Source organism: Spiroplasma endosymbiont of Tiphia femorata, from assembly GCF_964020225.1.
Taxonomy (GTDB): Bacteria; Bacillota_I; Bacilli_A; order Mycoplasmatales; family VBWQ01; genus Spiroplasma_E.
Map to the genome: position 1 here is coordinate 102,305 of NZ_OZ026544.1, position 17,184 is coordinate 119,488.

Genomic DNA, 17,184 nt, shown 5'->3' on the forward strand with positions numbered 1-17,184 from the left:
TAAAATTAGTGTTAAAAAGAGGGAGGATTAATTTATGAAAGCATTATTAACAACATTAGTAAGTTTAACAACTATTATTACACCAATTATCACAACAACTAATTTATCAGTTACTAGTGAATTAGATAATAAGATTAATTATCATCATAAAAATTTACAAATAATATCAAAATCATTATTTAGAACAACTAAAGAAAGCAATATCAAACTTACGCTTACACTAGAAGCAACTTATGGTGAAATTAATAAAGATATTTATAATACAGCAGATGTATTTAAACAACATCAACTAGCTGCTGGTTATCAAGTTAATTATTATAAAAATGATGGTGATAAAGATACTATTAATAACGATGGACAAGAACCAGGGGATGTTTATGTTATAATTACTGCCGATCACCATGATCCTTATTGAAAAGGTCAAACTAAATATTTGAGAATAACAATTCAAAAGGCCAATTTAGATAAGATTACTAATCTTACTGATTTATCTAATATTAAAGTTGATACTACTAAAAAATATCAAGAAATTGATTCAACTGTTTTTAATAGTGCTAAGCAATTTGAAAATAATAAGTTAGCGGCTGGTTTTACTGTTAATTATTTTAGTGATGAAGAAGGAAAAGTGGCAGCAGATGATGAAGAACAGGTTGCTGGTGATATTTGAGTTAAAATTACAGCAGATGTTAATGATCCTTATTGAACAGGAACAACAGCCATTTTGAAAGTAACTTTAACAGATAAGCGTTCTGATTTAAATACAATTAAGGATTTATCAGGAATGGATCCAATTATTGTTAATCCTAATTTAACATATCAACAAATTAATAAGAATGTTATTAATACTTCTAATCAATTAAAGAGTGATCCTTTAACTGGTAATTTCACAATTCAATATTTTAGTGATAAATTTGCTAAACATGTAATTAATAACTATTATCAACAAGTTGGTATGGTTTATGTTATTATTACTCCTGATTTTCATACAGGAACTAAGTGAAAAACTAATAAAATACCAATTGTTTTTTCAATTGAAAGTAATGATAGTTTTTAAATAAAAATAAATTAAAGAGATTATTTTTAAATATTTATTTATTATTAGGTTATAATGTAATTATATTTTTTATAAAAATTTATATTTTAATTTTTTTCTTCTAACATTTTTTAAAATACTAAACATGTTTTTTATTTGTGACAGCAATAGATATTTTAGTTATGAGCTTTTATAAAATATAATATTAATTAGATTAATTTTGTTAGAAAGGATAATATTATGGAAAAAGAAAATCTTGCTAAAGTTACTTTCAATAAAAGAACAGAAAGAAATTCAATAAACAAGTTGAAAAGACAAGCTATTTTTAACACGGCAAATCCATGAAAAGCAATCTTTATTATGGTCACACCACCTTTAATTGCTGTAATTATTTTTTCTACTTATCAAATTTTTGATAAATGAATTGCTACACAATGAGGTGGACAAAGTATTATTGATCGTTATAATAATTATCAAAATTCAGGAATAATGATAACTGCTGAACAAGCATTAAAAATTATTAATATTGCTACTACTTATGCTGCTGTTCCTTCTTCAATGATGGTTTCCTTTGCTTTAATGGTTGCTACTGGAACAGGTATTAAGTTTTCAATTGCATATGGTCAAAATAAACGAGAACAAATGTCAGAATATTTAGGAAATGGGTTTCTATTATCTTTTTTAGTTTCTATTGTTCTTATGATCATTATGTATTTTAGTTGTCAGAGTATTATTGAATTTCAAGCTGGAAGTGATGCTGGAAGTAATCCAGTAATTAGGGAAATAATAATTAAAGAAGCAGTTAGATTTTCACAAATTTTAATTCTTGCTACACCATTACTTTTTTTTGCTTATTTTTTAGTTTCATTGTTACGTAGTGAAGGAATGATGTTATGAACAATTTTAATTAATGTTGCAGCTTGTTTAGTAAATATATCTTTAGATTTTATTTTTGTTATTCCTGGTAAATTAGGAATGGAAGGTACTGCATATGCAACTATTATTGCTTGAGCAAGCATTAATTTATTTTCAATAGGTATTATTTGATATAGTGCCGATAATTTAAGATTTAAAGTAGCACACTTAAAACTTAAATGAGTAATAGTAACGGGCATTTTATTAATTGGTGCAACTTCTTTATTACAAAATATTGCCCAAAGTATTTTGGCAATGGTTACTACTAAAATTTTAAATACATTGCCACCTCCAGACTATCATGGTGGAGGAAGTACTGGTATTCCGGTTTTTGTTCAATTATATGGTGGTATTATGCCTTGGTTAATTTTAATTAATGCACCTATTATTGGAATTACGCAGGGAGCAAGAGCATTAATTGGTTATGTTTATGGTTCAAAGGACTTTAGTCGTGTTTGACAATTGATGTGACGTTTAACTTTATTACTTTTATTGTTGCTAATTGGTTCAGTATTATATTATTAGTAGTAATAGTAGGACAATATATGATGCATTTCTTTGGCGTAGATTTAGAAATGGCAAGATTCTTTAAAGTTTATATCATTATGCAGTTTGCTTTTTATCCATTAGCTACACTACATTATGTTGCTGTTATTTTCTATCAATCAATTAATCGTGGTAAATTGTCATTATTTGCTAGTTTACAACGAACAATTATAATGCCAATTGTTTGTTTAAGTTTAGGATATTATGTTGCACATGTTTCTCATAATGGTTTTTATTTTTATTTATTTCTTGGCTTTATTGATTTATTTGCTGCTTTTATATTATTACCATTATTAATTTATACATTTTTAAAATCTAAACCATTTATTCATACAATTAAAGATAAAAAAATGCAAATATCTAATTTATCAGAAAAAAAGTACTTAATAAAAATATAATAGATTAAGTAATTTATAAAAATATATCTTAATATTAATATATGAAGAAAATAAAAAATACTCATTTAAAACAGAGTATTTTTTTAATTATTTAAGATTAAAAAAGGTTGCTAATTTTACAAATTAAAAGGAATGAATATACAATCTATATTTGATTGAAGTCATTCCTAAAATAAAATATTTATTTACCTTCATTAACTCTCTTTTTTAATGCTTTACAAGAATTAAATTTAACTACTCGCTTTCTAGGAATAGCCATCGGTTCTGAATTTTGTGGATTTACTCCCGGTCGAGCTTTGCGGTATTTAATAGTAAAAGTTCCAAAGTTACGTAGTGTTACTTTTTCTCCTTTAATTAAAGCAGTAGCAATTTTATCTAAGATAAATTCTAACACTTCTTTGTATTCTTTTTCTGATAATTCTAATTTTTTTTGTACAGCTCGTGCTATCTGACTTTTTTGCATAAAATTTTCAACCCTTTCTTCACCAATTACCATAAGTATGCTATAAAAACATGCCTTAAATGATACTTATTATTATATAACATTTTTTAAAAAAACCTTATTTAATGAAAATCAAAGACTAGTAAAAAAATAAGATTTGAATATATAAATTTATATGTTAATTAACATGTGCAAAGCAAAAAATCTTTACATTAATTTTCTTGTATGTTAAAATTCAAAAAATAAGTAAATAACTATTTCGGAGGTACTAAGATATGCAAATGAAAAATTTATTAAGATTTATGGGTGCATTAGCCCTAACAACAGTAGCTACTACTTCAGTTGTAGCTTGTGGTGATCAAACTGCTAAGCAAGATATTAAAGATGTTAAAGTTGATGATCTTAAAACAGCAGTAGATAGTGAAAAAACTTTTGGTGATTTAAATACTAATAAAGAAATTACTGATGCAGTTGCAGCAGCGATTAAAAAAACAACTAAATTAGATGTTAGTGTAGGTACTGATTTTACTTTAACTAATGATAAGAAAAAAGAAGATAAACAAGTTGCTGGTGAAGTTAAATTTACAGTTACAGCACAAGGTGATAAAATTTCAGGAACATTTACATTTACAGATACTTTAACTGTTGCTAAGCAAGATATTAAAGATGTTAAAGTTGATGATCTTAAAACAGCAGTAGATAGTGAAAAAACTTTTGGTGATTTAAATACTAATAAAGAAATTACTGATGCAGTTGCAGCAGCGATTAAAAAAACAACTAAATTAGATGTTAGTGTAGGTACTGATTTTACTTTAACTAATGATAAGAAAAAAGAAGATAAACAAGTTGCTGGTGAAGTTAAATTTACAGTTACAGCACAAGGTGATAAAATTTCAGGAACATTTACATTTACAGATACTTTAACTGTTGCTAAGCAAGATATTAAAGATGTTAAAGTTGATGATCTTAAAACAGCAGTAGATAGTGAAAAAACTTTTGGTGATTTAAATACTAATAAAGAAATTACTGATGCAGTTGCAGCAGCGATTAAAAAAACAACTAAATTAGATGTTAGTGTAGGTACTGATTTTACTTTAACTAATGATAAGAAAAAAGAAGATAAACAAGTTGCTGGTGAAGTTAAATTTACAGTTACAGCACAAGGTGATAAAATTTCAGGAACATTTACATTTACAGATACTTTAACTGTTGCTAAGCAAGATATTAAAGATGTTAAAGTTGATGATCTTAAAACAGCAGTAGATAGTGAAAAAACTTTTGGTGATTTAAATACTAATAAAGAAATTACTGATGCAGTTGCAGCAGCGATTAAAAAAACAACTAAATTAGATGTTAGTGTAGGTACTGATTTTACTTTAACTAATGATAAGAAAAAAGAAGATAAACAAGTTGCTGGTGAAGTTAAATTTACAGTTACAGCACAAGGTGATAAAATTTCAGGAACATTTACATTTACAGATACTATTGAATAAATAATTAATATATATTAATTTAAAATGACATAATTTAAATTGTGTCATTTTTTTCTAATTATTTTTCAAAATTTATTTGACTATTACTATTAAAAACTGGTATTATACTTATTGGACTAAATTTTGATACACTAGGAATTGTGTATATAATTAATTATTTAAAATCATAAAGGAGGCTAACGATTAATGCCAACAATGAACCAACTATTACGTAAAGGACGTACAGATAAAAAATACAAATCTAAATCACCAGCGTTAAATGTTTCATATAATTCATTAACAAAAACAACTTCTTCAATTAGCAGTCCGCAAAAAAAAGGTGTAGCGCTTGTAGTTACTACAAGAACACCAAAAAAACCTAACTCAGCTTTAAGAAAAATTGTTCGTGCTCGTTTAACTAACGGTATGGAAGTTACTGCTTATATTTCTGGAGAAGGTCATAATTTGCAAGAACATGCTATTGTTGGAATCCGTGGTGGGAGAGTTAAAGACTTACCTGGAGTTAGATACCATGTTATTCGTGGGTATTCTGATACTGCCGGAGTAGTAAATCGTAATCAAGGTCGTTCTAAATACGGAACTAAAAAACCAAAAGATAAGAAATAAGGAGGTAAAACTAAATGCGTAAAAATCAAGCTATTAAAAGAGAATTAGTTGCTGATCCAATTTATGATTCAAAAATTGTTACTCAATTAATTAACGCCATTATGATTGATGGTAAAAAAAGTGTAGCTCAAAAAATTGTTTATAATTCTTTTAAAATTGTTGGAGAAAAAACCCAACAAGTACCATTAGAAGTATTTGAAAAGGCAATTGCTAATATTACACCACAATTAGAAATTAAAACTCGAAGAATTGGTGGCGCAAACTATCAAGTTCCTATTGAAGTTAGTGCTACTCGTAAGATAACTTTAGCAATTCGTTGATTAGTTTCTTATTCACAAGCAAGATATGGTAATAGTATGCAAGATAAACTTGCAGCTGAGATTATGGATGCTGCTACTGGTAATGGTTCATCAATTAAAAAACGTGATGAAATTCATCGTATGGCTGAAGCTAATAAAGCCTTTGCTCACTATAAATGATAATAAAGGAGAGAGAAAATGGCAGAAAAATCAGGTCGAGAATATTCACTAGCAAATACTAGAAATATTGGAATTATGGCTCATATTGATGCTGGTAAAACTACAACAACAGAAAGAGTTTTATACCATACTGGTAAAATTCATAAAATTGGTGAGGTACATGAAGGTGCCGCAACTATGGACTGAATGGAACAAGAACAAGAACGTGGTATTACTATTACTTCAGCTGCAACAACTGCTGTTTGAAGAAATAATCGAATAAATATTATTGATACTCCGGGTCACGTTGATTTTACTGTTGAAGTTGAACGCTCATTAAGAGTTTTAGACGGAGCAGTTGCTGTATTAGACGCGCAAACTGGAGTTGAACCACAAACTGAAACTGTTTGAAATCAAGCAACTAGGTATAATGTACCAAGAATTGTTTTTGCAAATAAAATGGATAAAATTGGGGCTGACTTTGCTCATTCAATTCAAACATTAAAAGATCGTCTTGGTGCTAATGCTCATGCAATTCAATGACCAATTGGTGCAGAAGATGCTTTTGATGGAATTATTGATATAATTGAGATGAAAGCATACCATTTTGATGGTAAACCAAATGAGGATTATAAAGAAATTGCAATTCCTGAAGAACTTAAAGATGTTATTGCAAGTAGACGTGAGGAATTATTAGAAGCACTTTCTCACTTTGATGATGATTTCTTTATGAAATATGCTGAAAGAGAAGTAACGGTTGCTGAAATTAAGACAGTAATTCGTAAAGCAACAATTGCTGCTGAGTTTTTCCCAGTATTATGTGGTAGTGCCTTTAAAAATAAAGGTGTTAAATTAATGTTAGATGCAGTTATTGATTACTTGCCTTCACCATTAGATGTACCTGCAATTAAAGGAATATTACCTGTTTCATCAAAAGAAGTAGAACGTCATTCTAGTGATGAAGAACCTTTCTCAGCGTTGGCATTTAAAATCATGACTGACCCTTTTGTTGGAAGATTAACTTTTTTTAGAGTATATTCGGGAACATTAGAATCTGGTAGTTATGTATTAAACTCAACTAAAGAAAAAAAAGAGCGTGTTGGTCGAATTTTACAAATGCATGCCAATAGTCGTGCCGAAATTAAAAAGGTTTATGCTGGTGACATTGCTGCTATTGTTGGTTTAAAAGATACAACTACTGGTGATACATTATGTGATGAAAAACATGAAGTTATTTTAGAAAAAATGGTATTTCCAGAACCAGTTATTTCATTAGCGCTTGAACCAAAAACAAAAGCTGATCAAGAAAAAATGAGTTTAGGTTTACAAAAACTTGCAGAAGAAGATCCAACATTCCGTGTTTCATCAGACAAAGAAACAGGACAGACAATTATTTCAGGAATGGGAGAACTGCATTTAGACATCTTAACTGATCGTTTAAAACGTGAATTTAAAGTAGCAACTAACATTGGAAATCCACAAGTTGCTTATCGTGAAACAATTAAAGCAGTTTGTGAGCGCGCTGAGGGTAAATATATTCATCAATCAGGTGGTCGCGGCCAATATGGACATGTTATTATTAAATTTGAACCAAATCCAGATAAAGGATTTGAGTTTGTTGATAAAATTGTTGGTGGTAAAGTGCCACGTGAATACATTAAACCAGTACAAGAAGGATTAATTGAATCATTAGCTAATGGTTTAATTGCTGGATATCCAGTTATTGACGTTAAAGCAACATTATATGATGGTTCATTCCACCCTGTTGACTCTTCAGAACGTGCCTTTAATATTGCAGCTTCTAAATCTTTACAAGATAATAAAGATTTATTAAAACCAGTATTATTAGAACCAATTATGAATGTTGAAGTTATTATTCCAGATGAATATTATGGTTCTATTGTTGGTAAAATTTCTGGTAAAAGAGGTACTATTGAAGCAGATGAAATGCGTGGTAACAGTAAAGTTGTTAAAGCTAAAGTGCCTTTATCTGAAATGTTTGGTTATGCTACTGAATTACGTTCAATGACCCAAGGACGTGGAACATATACAATGTCTTTTTCACACTATGAAGAAGCACCAAAATCAGTTGCTGAAGCAGTTGCTGGTAAATATCAAAAAGGAAGAATTACTAAAAAATAAAATAATTTAATTGAAAGTATAATAACTTTACTTTAAAATTATCTTAGTGTTTAATTTAATTAAATAAAAATAAGTATTAATTATTTCCAAGGAGGAAACAAAAATGGCAGAAAAAGAAGTAAAAAAATCAAAGCCTGTATCAACAGGCCCAAAACAAAAATTTGAACGTACAAAACCGCACGTTAATGTTGGAACAATTGGTCACGTTGACCATGGAAAAACAACATTAACTGCTGCAATTACTAGTTATTGTTCAAAACATGAAGCAGATGGATATAAAGGTATGTTTAAGGACTATGCTTCTATTGATGCTGCTCCAGAAGAAAAAGCACGTGGTATTACTATTAATACAGCTCACGTTGAATATGAAACACCAACTCGTCACTATGCACACGTTGACTGTCCAGGTCACGCTGACTACATTAAAAATATGATTACAGGTGCAGCTCAAATGGATGGTTCAGTGTTAGTTGTTTCTGCAACTGATGGTCCAATGCCACAAACACGTGAACACATTCTATTGGCACGTCAAGTTGGAGTTAAAAAAATTGTTGTATTCTTAAATAAGTGTGATATGGAAAGTGTAGACGATGACGTATTAGAACTTGTTGAAATGGAAATTCGTGAATTATTAACTAAGTATGAATTTGAAGGTGATGATACACCAATTATTCGTGGTTCTGCAAGAGGAGCATTAGATGGTAAAAAAGAATGAGAAGAAAAAATTAAAGAATTATTAACAGCAATGGATGAATGAATTCCAACACCAAAAAGAGAAGTTGATAAACCAGTATTATTAGCTGTTGAAGATGTTTTCACTATTACTGGACGTGGAACAGTAGCTACTGGAAGAATTGAACGTGGAACTTTAAAAGTTAATGATGAAATTGATATTATTGGTATTAACAAAGGTCTTAAAAAAGTTGTTGTTACTGGTATTGAAATGTTCAGAAAATTATTAGATGAAGCACAAGCTGGTGATAACGTTGGAGTATTATTACGTGGAGTTAAACGTGAAGATATTCAACGTGGACAAGTTATTGCTAAACCAGGATCAGTTACTCCACATACTAAATTTAAAGGTGAAGTTTATATTCTAACTAAAGAAGAAGGTGGACGTCATACTTCATTTAATCCAGGATATCGACCACAATTTTATTTCCGTACAACTGATGTTACAGGAAGTATGGGAGACTTTATTAATAAAGGTGAAAAATCGGAATTAATTATGCCAGGTGATAACGTTACTATTACTGTTGAATTAATTCACCCAGTTGCCCTTGAGAAAGGTACTCAATTCTCAATCCGTGAAGGTGGAAGAACTGTTGGTGCTGGACAAGTTACTGAAGTTATTAAATAATCACATTAAATCAAAAATCTTTATTCTCAAAAGAGAATAAAGATTTTTAATTAAAAATATTTTAGTAGTAAAATTAATTTATAGAAAAGAGATGACAAATCAATGCCTTATGTTAAAGAGCTGGAAAGTCTAATTTTAAATCGTAAATCAATTCGTAATTATGATCCTAGTAAAATTATTAGTGATAGTAAAATTAATGATATTCTTAACTATGTGCGTCATACCCCATCTTCATATGGTTTAGAACCATGAAAAATTTTAGTTATTAGTAATTCTAAAATTAAAGCACAATTGCAACCAATCATAAATAATCAACAACAAGTTAGTACTTGTTCACATTTATTTATTTTATTAAGTTATAGTGGTGAAAATTTCAATACTAGTAATCAATGATTTGTTGATACTGTTATGAAAAGACGTAATTTAACAAAACCACAATACGAAATTTATAAATCAACATTTAATAATTTCTTTGATCATGACAAAAAAACACAAATAAATCATTGGGCACAATGTCAAACTTTTATTTTATTACAAAATCTTTTATTATTATTAACTGCTCATGAAATTGATAATGTTGTATTAGGTGGTTTTAATGAACAACAATTATTAACTTACTTAGAATCAAATAAGATTATTGAACCTAATAAGTATCATGTTACAATTTTAGTGTCTGCTGGTTATGGTTATCCATCAAAAACTAAAATTATTAAAAACGAAGTTAGTGAAATCAGTACGCTTATCAAATAAATGTATTAGAAAAGGTATTGCAATGGAAAAATTAAAAATAAATAACTTAGATATTGAATTAAATATTAATGTTATTGGTAAATTTTTAGATAAGATTGAATATCCAATTCTTATTTTTGATTTTGAGACTTTTCGTAATTTATTACATAAAAAAAAGAACAATTCGTATGCTCATGATTTTGAAAAAATTTTTTCAATTGCATTATTAATTATTAATAAAAAAGAAGATTTAAGTGTTAGTAATTTACAAAATAAAAAGTTACATTTGTTCGTTAAAACTGTTATTCCACAACCAAATATTTTAAATGAAGATTTAAAGTTTGTTAAACATCAGCAACAGTTTTTTAAATTTTTAACTAATAAGTTATTGAAACATAACATTAAATCTTTGATTTTACTTGGTGCTAGAACTGAGATATTAATGCTAAAAAACTATTTGAGTTATCATAATGATGAAAGTAAATTCAAAAATAAAGTTAGTTATTTTTTTCAAAAACATAAAATTTTTGATTTATATGACATTTGAAATAATGATCAAGTTTTAAATTTACCTTTATATAAAAAAGGTTTACATCTTGATGTTGGTGCTACTAAAAAAACTTCAATACTAATTAAAAATAATAATGATTATTGTAAAATATTAAAAGAACAATTTTCATTAACAAATAATAATATTGGAAGAATTATTGATCAATATTTTTTTAATAATATTTGTTTATTACCTAGTTTTACTACGCAAGTAGCAAATCATAATCAAAATGATGTTCTAATTGGCGCTGCAATCTTATCATTACTTTATACTTTTTGTGATAAATATTAAGAAAATAAAAAATATTAATTATTTAAATTAATATTTTTTATTACATTTTATTTTTTTAGTTCAAATTTTTTGGTGTTTGTGAATTATATATTGTTGTATTTGTTGATAAAGGCATTAAATTATTAATTTCATTAACATTCAATCTTGTTTCACTATTTGAACTTACATCTTGAGTTTCTAAATTATCATCATTATTTGTTAATTTAAGTAAATTTTGAAATTGTTCTTCAAGTTCTGTTTTAGATTGACTAATTAAATAAGTATTTTCAAACACTGATTTTTTGCAAGGATATCAATATCCATCTTCATCTCAAATTAAAACATCTTCTTTAGTATATTGTACTTCTTTTTTAGTACCATTTGGACCCCAAGGTAATGATAATTTTCCACTTTTATTATCTTTATTAAGATTAACTATTTTTATTTTAGAATCGGGATTTGCTCAAGCTTCCCCCTTACTTATATTATTAATAACTGGAATATAAGTAGTTTTAAATTTTTTTTGGTTAACAACTCAATGTTCACCAATAACTCCTGTAATAATATAATCACCGCGATGACAAGTTACTGTTACTTTTTCTAGTGTTTCAATTTCTAATGGATTATTATCTTGATGTAATTGAAATTCATATTTTACAGTAGGGTTTTTAATACAAAATGTAACATTTGAATTTTCTGTATTTTCTTTAAATAACATATTTTCTCCTTCATCTTTTTGTTTTTTTGAATAAAGACTTTATTTTAAAAATAAACATATAGTAAATTTTAAATTTCAATATTTATCTTTATTTTTTTAAAATAATTTGATAAAATTAAAAAAACTAATATAGATAAAAATATCTATATTAGTAATGAACATTTAATAAATTATTATTAATAATATCATTTTTTTATCTTTTTTAAAAATATTTTTGTAATTAAATTATTATATATAATTGTAAATTTATGAGTAAAAGTAGCAATATTATAAATTAAAATCATAATTTTATGATTTACTAACACCCAAACTAATACCTAATATAAGGTGTACTTATGCTATAATTACTATAGTATATTGTTGACTCTTCGTTAAAATTAAGTTTGAAAAGGAGTATTAACTATGAAAATTGGAATTATTGGAGCATCAGGAAAATCAGGACTTGCTTTAACTAAAGAAGCTTTAAAACAGGGATATCAAGTTGTTGCCATTACTAGAAATCCTATTAAAATGCCAATTCTTAATAATGATAATCGATTGACCATTAAAAAAGCTGATCTTACTAATAAAAGTAGTATTAAAGCGGTTGTTAATGATGTTGATATTTTAATTAGTGCTTACGGCCCTACTATTGATAATCCCCAAAATATTCATCAGCAAGTTGCTAAAAACTTAATTACTATCATGCATGAATGTCAAAATATTAAAAGGTTATTAATTGTTGGTGGTGCTGGTAGTTTGTTAGATGATAAGAATGAAATATTAGTAGAAACAAGTGCATTTCCTGAAGCATGAAAAGAACATGCACAACAACAAGTTCAAGCATTAGCTACTTATCGTAGCAGTGACATTAATTGAACATATTTTAGCCCTTCTTTATACTATGACCCAGAATTACCAACTTTAGGTAAATTTAAAATTGGTAACAATCATTTAATTGTTAATAAAGAAGGAAAAAGTGAGATTAGTTATGGTGATGCTGCAATTGCTATTATTAATGAGATTAAAGAACAAAAATTTATTAAAAAACGTTTTACAGCGGGTTATAATTAATATTTTGTTTGAAAGGATATTAGACAAATGGTAAAACTTACAAAAGAACAAATTTTACAAAAAACGATAACTCTAAATAATGGTGTCAAAATTCCTCAATTTGGATTAGGTACATATTTAATGGTTGATAGTAAATCTATTTATAATTCAGTAATTTGTGCTTTGCAAAATGGTTATCGTCATATTGATACTGCAGAATATTATAAAAACGAGGAGATAATTGGTAATGCAATTAAAGATTTTTTAGCAGAAAATCCAGAAGTTAAAAGGGAAGATTTATTTATTACTTCTAAAATTTGAAATGACAATCATGAATATGAACTTACTAAAGATGCTTTGCGTGGTATCCTGACTCGTTTAAAACTAGATTATTTAGATTTATGTTTAATTCATTGACCAACTAAACAAAGTTTTGAATGTTGAAGAGCCTTAGAAGAATTTTATGAATATGGTAAAGTTAGGGCAATTGGTGTTTCAAATTTTAATAGTTCACAATTAAAAGATTTTTTAAAAAAAATAAAAATAAAACCAGCAATTAATCAAATTGAAACACATCCTGGTTTTAATCAAAAAAACACAATAGATTTTTGTTACGAGAATAATATTGCTGTTACTTCATGAAGAACAATGCTAGGTGGTAGAGCAGATGAAATACCATTATTACAAGAATTAGCAAATAAATACAAGGTTACTACTAGTCACATTGCTTTAAGATGAGCTTGACAATTGGGTCAAGTAGTTATTCCTAAATCAACTAATCCAGAGCGAATTATTAGTAATCCCGATATTGGGGGTTTTGAACTAACAGAAGAAGAAATGTTAAAAATTCAAAAATTACCACAAACTGCTTTAGGCCCACAATCTAATGATAAAAAATTTTGAAAAGGAATTATGATGGATTAAATTTAAAAAGGGGGTTAAATAATTGTGATTTGAAATGATACAACTAAGGAATTAGCAAAAAAACTAAATACTAATTTTGTTACAGGTTTAACTGAAGAAGCCGCAGCTCAATTGTTAATAGAAACAGGACCTAATCAATTACCAGTTACGAAAAAAAAGCCAATTTGAAAAATAGTTTTAGCACATTTTATTGAACCATTTGTTTTAGTATTAATTGCATTAGCAATTATTGCTACTGTTATTGGTCAATGACAAGAAGCATTAGTTGTTTTTTTAATTGTAATTGTTGATGCTACTTTGGCTACTTATCAAGAAGTAAAAGCTGCAGCTTCTTTGGACTCTTTAAAGAAATTAGTTTCTTCACAAGCAGTAGTAATTCGTAATGGTAATAAATACGATATTGATGCTAAAGATTTAGTGGTAGGTGATTTGGTTTATTTAGATGCGGGAGTGTTTGTACCTGCTGATCTGCGTATTATTCAGTCTTATAATTTACGTACTAATGAATCACTTTTAACTGGTGAATCAACCTTAATTAGTAAAACTACTGAAGCATTAACTGAAGAAAAATTATCAATTGGTGAAAGAACTAATCTTGCTTTTATGTCTACTTCTATTGCGACAGGTAGTGGTCTTGGTTTAGTTTATGCAACAGCAAAAACTTCTGAAATTGGAAAAATAACTAAGTTATTACAAGAAGAAAAAGAACCTAAATCACCATTAACGCGACAAATGTCTTTTTTAATTAGAATAATTTCAGTTTTTGCTTTATTATTAGGTTTAGCTATGTTTTTACTACAATTTTTCTTAATTAAAATACCTGCTATTAATGCTTTAATTTTTGGAATTGCTTTAACAATAGCAGTAATACCTGAAGGTTTGCAAGTTATTGTCACCGTTTCATTATCACTGGGAAGTTCAAGAATGGCAAAAAAACATGCTATTGTTAAACATTTACCTGCTGTTGAAACATTAGGTCAAGTTGATATTATTTGTTCTGATAAAACCGGAACTTTAACACAAAATAAAATGACTGTTAAAAAATATTATTTAACAAAATCAGTTAATGATAGTAATGACTTTAAAAAGAAAACTAAACAAGAACAATTATTTTTAGATTGTTTAGTATTATGTAATAATAGTGAAGTTAGTAAAAATAAAACTATTGGTGATCCAACAGAAGCAGCACTTATTAATTGATCAGAAACATTAAAGTTTCCAACAAAGGCACTTAGTGATAAACATACTCGAGTTCATGAAATACCTTTTGATTCCAATCGTAAATTAATGTCAACAATTAATGAATATGATAAAGAAACTTATGTTTTTGTTAAAGGCGCGGTTGATAATATGATTAATATTTGTACTCATACGCTTATTAATAACGAAAGAGTAGTATTAACTGCACAAATTAAAAAAGAAATAATTGCAAGTATGGAAGAAATGTCAAATTCAGCATTACGTGTTTTAGGAGCAAGTTATAAAACTGTTAATAATACGAAAGATTATAGTAATATTAATGAAATTGAAAGTAATTTAACTTTTTTAGGATTAGTTGGAATGATTGATCCGCCAAGAAACGAAGTTAAAGATTCTTTAGTTAAAACTAAAAAAGCAGGTATTGATACAATTATGATTACTGGTGATCATTTAAATACTGCTGTTGCTATTGGTCAAGAATTAGGTTTGATTGAAAATAAAACACAAGCACTTAGTGGTAATACAATTGATGATATTCCAGAAGAATCATTTAATGCTAATATTAATCAATATCGAGTTTTTGCTCGTGTTTCTCCTGAACATAAAGTTAAGATTGTTAAAGCATTACAGAGTCATAATAAGGTTGTTTCGATGACTGGTGATGGTGTTAATGATGCTCCTAGTTTAAAAGCAGCAGATATTGGAGTAGCGATGGGTATTACGGGAACCGATGTTGCTAAAGAATCTTCACAAATAGTATTAACTGATGATAATTTTGCTACTATTGTTGATGCTATTGAAGAAGGGCGTAATATTTACAGTAAAATTAAAAGAATTGTTATTTTTATTTTAATTACTAATATGGCCCAAGTATTTTCAATTGTTATTGGTGCTATTTTTGGATGAAATGAATTATTGCAACCAATTCAAATTTTATGAATTAATTTAATTGTTGAATCTGTTATTGCAATTCCAATGTCAATGGGACCTAATAACCCTGATTTAATGCTTAGAAAACCAACAAAACGGAATGATAGAATTCTTACTGGTAGTTGAGGATTTATTGGTATTGTTAGTATAATATTAAGTACCTTGTTACTATTAGCTTTTCATTTTTTACCTCAAATTTTACATGAAAATAATAGCGAAGGTTTTGTTTTTGTTTTTGTTATAATGACTAATGCTCCTTTTTTTTATGCATTTTCTTTTGTTTCAGGTGCTAATACAAGTATTTTTAATAAGATTACTTGAAAAAATAAATATATTTGAGTTGCGGCGATTAGTGCTTTTGCTATTAATACTTTTATTATTTTTACACCTGTTGTTAGCAATGCTTTTGGTATTGGTGCTGGTTTTCGTGCAGTTGATTGATTACTTTGTATTGCTTTATCAACAATACCAATGTGATTATTAGAAGTGTATAAAGGAATTAGACTTTTAGTTAATAAATTAATTAAAAAAGAACAAAATAAAGTAAAAGTTAAATAATATAGAATGGAAAATTAATAATGAGAATTATTCCGTATGAATTATTTAGTTATACACCAGATATGAGTTTAACTGCATTGCGTAAGGAATTACTAATGTATGATCATTGTTTAAATAAAAAAATTACAAATATGGCAATGCAACCATTTTTAGATTTGGAACGCAACTACTTTAATTTACTTTTATGTAAATGAGAATTAGAAATGCAAAAACGAAATCATTATGTTAATTCATTATTTAAATGTTATACTAAATACAATGATTTTGAATTTGTTGCAACTCCTGATTTTTTAATTATTGAATGTTGCATACAATGAGATTTAAAAGGTTTTCAGCCATATAAATGTAATTTAAATTGATATGAAATTATGATGATGACAATTAAAAACAAAGATAAAATAAATAAATATTTTTATGAACAACTTTCTTTGTGATATAAAGAAATGTTTATGAAAATTAATAACAATGGTTCTTTTAAACCTAAGAAATTAAATATGAATGTTGTTTTTGAAAAAATAAATAATTTTTTACTAACAGCATAATAGTTTTTGAAAAAAATTTTGATTTTATTTTATAATTTAATTATAAATTACTTTAATAGAATGGAGATTTTATTTTTGAAAAAATAAAATTAAAGATAAAGTATATAAATATGTTGAAAAATTTCTCTTTGAAAATAGAGAAATATGAAATAGATTTGATTTTATTAGTAAAAATTGAATTAATAAAAAAATTTCTTTTTCTTTGCCTTTGGTTTTCTAAAATTTTAAATTTACTAACAACTTTTTCATTATTTTCATCTTTATTTTTTTATATTTCTCATTTAAAATAATTAAGTCTTTAATCTTCTCCTGATTTTTGCTTAATATTGCTTCTTAAT

Annotated in this window: 16 protein-coding genes; 14 read left to right on the forward strand and 2 right to left on the reverse strand. The window is 27.0% G+C overall.

What is annotated here, in order from left to right; genetic code table 4:
• Positions 1 to 34: 34 nt before the first annotated feature.
• The 3 genes from AACK83_RS00660 to AACK83_RS00670 all read left to right on the forward strand — a co-directional run bounded on the left by AACK83_RS00660 (position 35) and on the right by AACK83_RS00670 (position 2,892).
• Positions 35 to 1,054, forward strand: coding sequence for a hypothetical protein (locus AACK83_RS00660; RefSeq protein ID WP_338958657.1), 1,020 nt, complete (start codon positions 35 to 37; stop codon positions 1,052 to 1,054).
• A gap of 219 nt (positions 1,055 to 1,273) precedes the next feature.
• Positions 1,274 to 2,473, forward strand: coding sequence for an MATE family efflux transporter (locus AACK83_RS00665; protein ID WP_338958660.1), 1,200 nt, complete (start codon positions 1,274 to 1,276; stop codon positions 2,471 to 2,473).
• Between the two features lie 20 nt (positions 2,474 to 2,493).
• Positions 2,494 to 2,892 (forward strand): hypothetical protein, encoded by a 399-nt coding sequence (locus AACK83_RS00670; protein ID WP_338958663.1) that lies wholly within the window; start codon positions 2,494 to 2,496, stop codon positions 2,890 to 2,892.
• 181 nt (positions 2,893 to 3,073) lie between these two features.
• On the opposite strand, the gene AACK83_RS00675 is transcribed toward AACK83_RS00670, so the two are convergent.
• Positions 3,074 to 3,355, reverse strand: coding sequence for an HU family DNA-binding protein (locus tag AACK83_RS00675; protein WP_174481356.1), 282 nt, complete (start codon positions 3,353 to 3,355; stop codon positions 3,074 to 3,076).
• A 254-nt stretch (positions 3,356 to 3,609) separates the two neighbouring features.
• On the opposite strand from AACK83_RS00675, the gene AACK83_RS00680 reads away from it, so the two are divergent.
• From AACK83_RS00680 to AACK83_RS00710, 7 genes are all read left to right on the forward strand, one after another.
• Positions 3,610 to 4,827: a spiralin repeat-containing protein gene (locus AACK83_RS00680; RefSeq protein ID WP_338958666.1), complete on the forward strand. Its 1,218-nt coding sequence runs from the start codon at positions 3,610 to 3,612 to the stop codon at positions 4,825 to 4,827.
• A 186-nt stretch (positions 4,828 to 5,013) separates the two neighbouring features.
• Positions 5,014 to 5,433, forward strand: coding sequence for a 30S ribosomal protein S12 (gene rpsL / locus AACK83_RS00685; protein ID WP_252320120.1), 420 nt, complete (start codon positions 5,014 to 5,016; stop codon positions 5,431 to 5,433).
• Positions 5,434 to 5,447: 14 nt separating this feature from the next.
• Positions 5,448 to 5,915: a 30S ribosomal protein S7 gene (gene rpsG, locus AACK83_RS00690; protein WP_174481359.1), complete on the forward strand. Its 468-nt coding sequence runs from the start codon at positions 5,448 to 5,450 to the stop codon at positions 5,913 to 5,915.
• Between the two features lie 15 nt (positions 5,916 to 5,930).
• Positions 5,931 to 8,033: an elongation factor G gene (gene fusA, locus AACK83_RS00695; RefSeq protein WP_338958672.1), complete on the forward strand. Its 2,103-nt coding sequence runs from the start codon at positions 5,931 to 5,933 to the stop codon at positions 8,031 to 8,033.
• A 103-nt stretch (positions 8,034 to 8,136) separates the two neighbouring features.
• Positions 8,137 to 9,393 carry an elongation factor Tu gene (gene tuf, locus AACK83_RS00700; protein ID WP_286641788.1) on the forward strand — a complete coding sequence of 419 codons (1,257 nt, stop codon included), beginning with the start codon at positions 8,137 to 8,139 and terminating at the stop codon, positions 9,391 to 9,393.
• Between the two features lie 102 nt (positions 9,394 to 9,495).
• The gene (locus AACK83_RS00705; RefSeq protein ID WP_252320126.1) at positions 9,496 to 10,143 is read left to right on the forward strand and encodes a nitroreductase family protein; all 648 of its coding nucleotides are present in this window, start codon (positions 9,496 to 9,498) and stop codon (positions 10,141 to 10,143) included.
• Positions 10,076 to 10,963, forward strand: a complete 888-nt coding sequence (locus AACK83_RS00710) for a hypothetical protein (RefSeq protein ID WP_338958681.1) — start codon at positions 10,076 to 10,078, stop codon at positions 10,961 to 10,963. Before AACK83_RS00705 ends, AACK83_RS00710 begins: the two co-directional genes overlap by 68 nt.
• 55 nt (positions 10,964 to 11,018) lie before the next feature.
• On the opposite strand, the gene AACK83_RS00715 is transcribed toward AACK83_RS00710, so the two are convergent.
• Positions 11,019 to 11,660, reverse strand: a complete 642-nt coding sequence (locus tag AACK83_RS00715) for a PGDYG domain-containing protein (RefSeq protein WP_338958683.1) — start codon at positions 11,658 to 11,660, stop codon at positions 11,019 to 11,021.
• A 402-nt stretch (positions 11,661 to 12,062) separates the two neighbouring features.
• Here AACK83_RS00715 and AACK83_RS00720 point away from each other — a divergent pair, with 402 nt between their 5' ends.
• From AACK83_RS00720 to AACK83_RS00735, 4 genes are read left to right on the forward strand one after another with little or no spacing between them, the layout of a single operon-like run.
• A complete protein-coding gene (locus AACK83_RS00720) occupies positions 12,063 to 12,713 on the forward strand; it encodes an NAD(P)-dependent oxidoreductase (RefSeq protein ID WP_252320453.1) in 651 nt (216 codons plus the stop codon).
• 27 nt (positions 12,714 to 12,740) lie between these two features.
• A complete protein-coding gene (locus AACK83_RS00725) occupies positions 12,741 to 13,616 on the forward strand; it encodes an aldo/keto reductase (protein WP_338958687.1) in 876 nt (291 codons plus the stop codon).
• A 24-nt stretch (positions 13,617 to 13,640) separates the two neighbouring features.
• Positions 13,641 to 16,304, forward strand: coding sequence for a cation-translocating P-type ATPase (locus tag AACK83_RS00730; protein WP_338958689.1), 2,664 nt, complete (start codon positions 13,641 to 13,643; stop codon positions 16,302 to 16,304).
• Positions 16,305 to 16,324: 20 nt separating this feature from the next.
• Entirely contained in the window at positions 16,325 to 16,846 is a 522-nt protein-coding gene (locus AACK83_RS00735) for a hypothetical protein (RefSeq protein WP_338958691.1), read from the forward strand.
• The last annotated feature ends 338 nt before the right edge of the window (positions 16,847 to 17,184 follow it).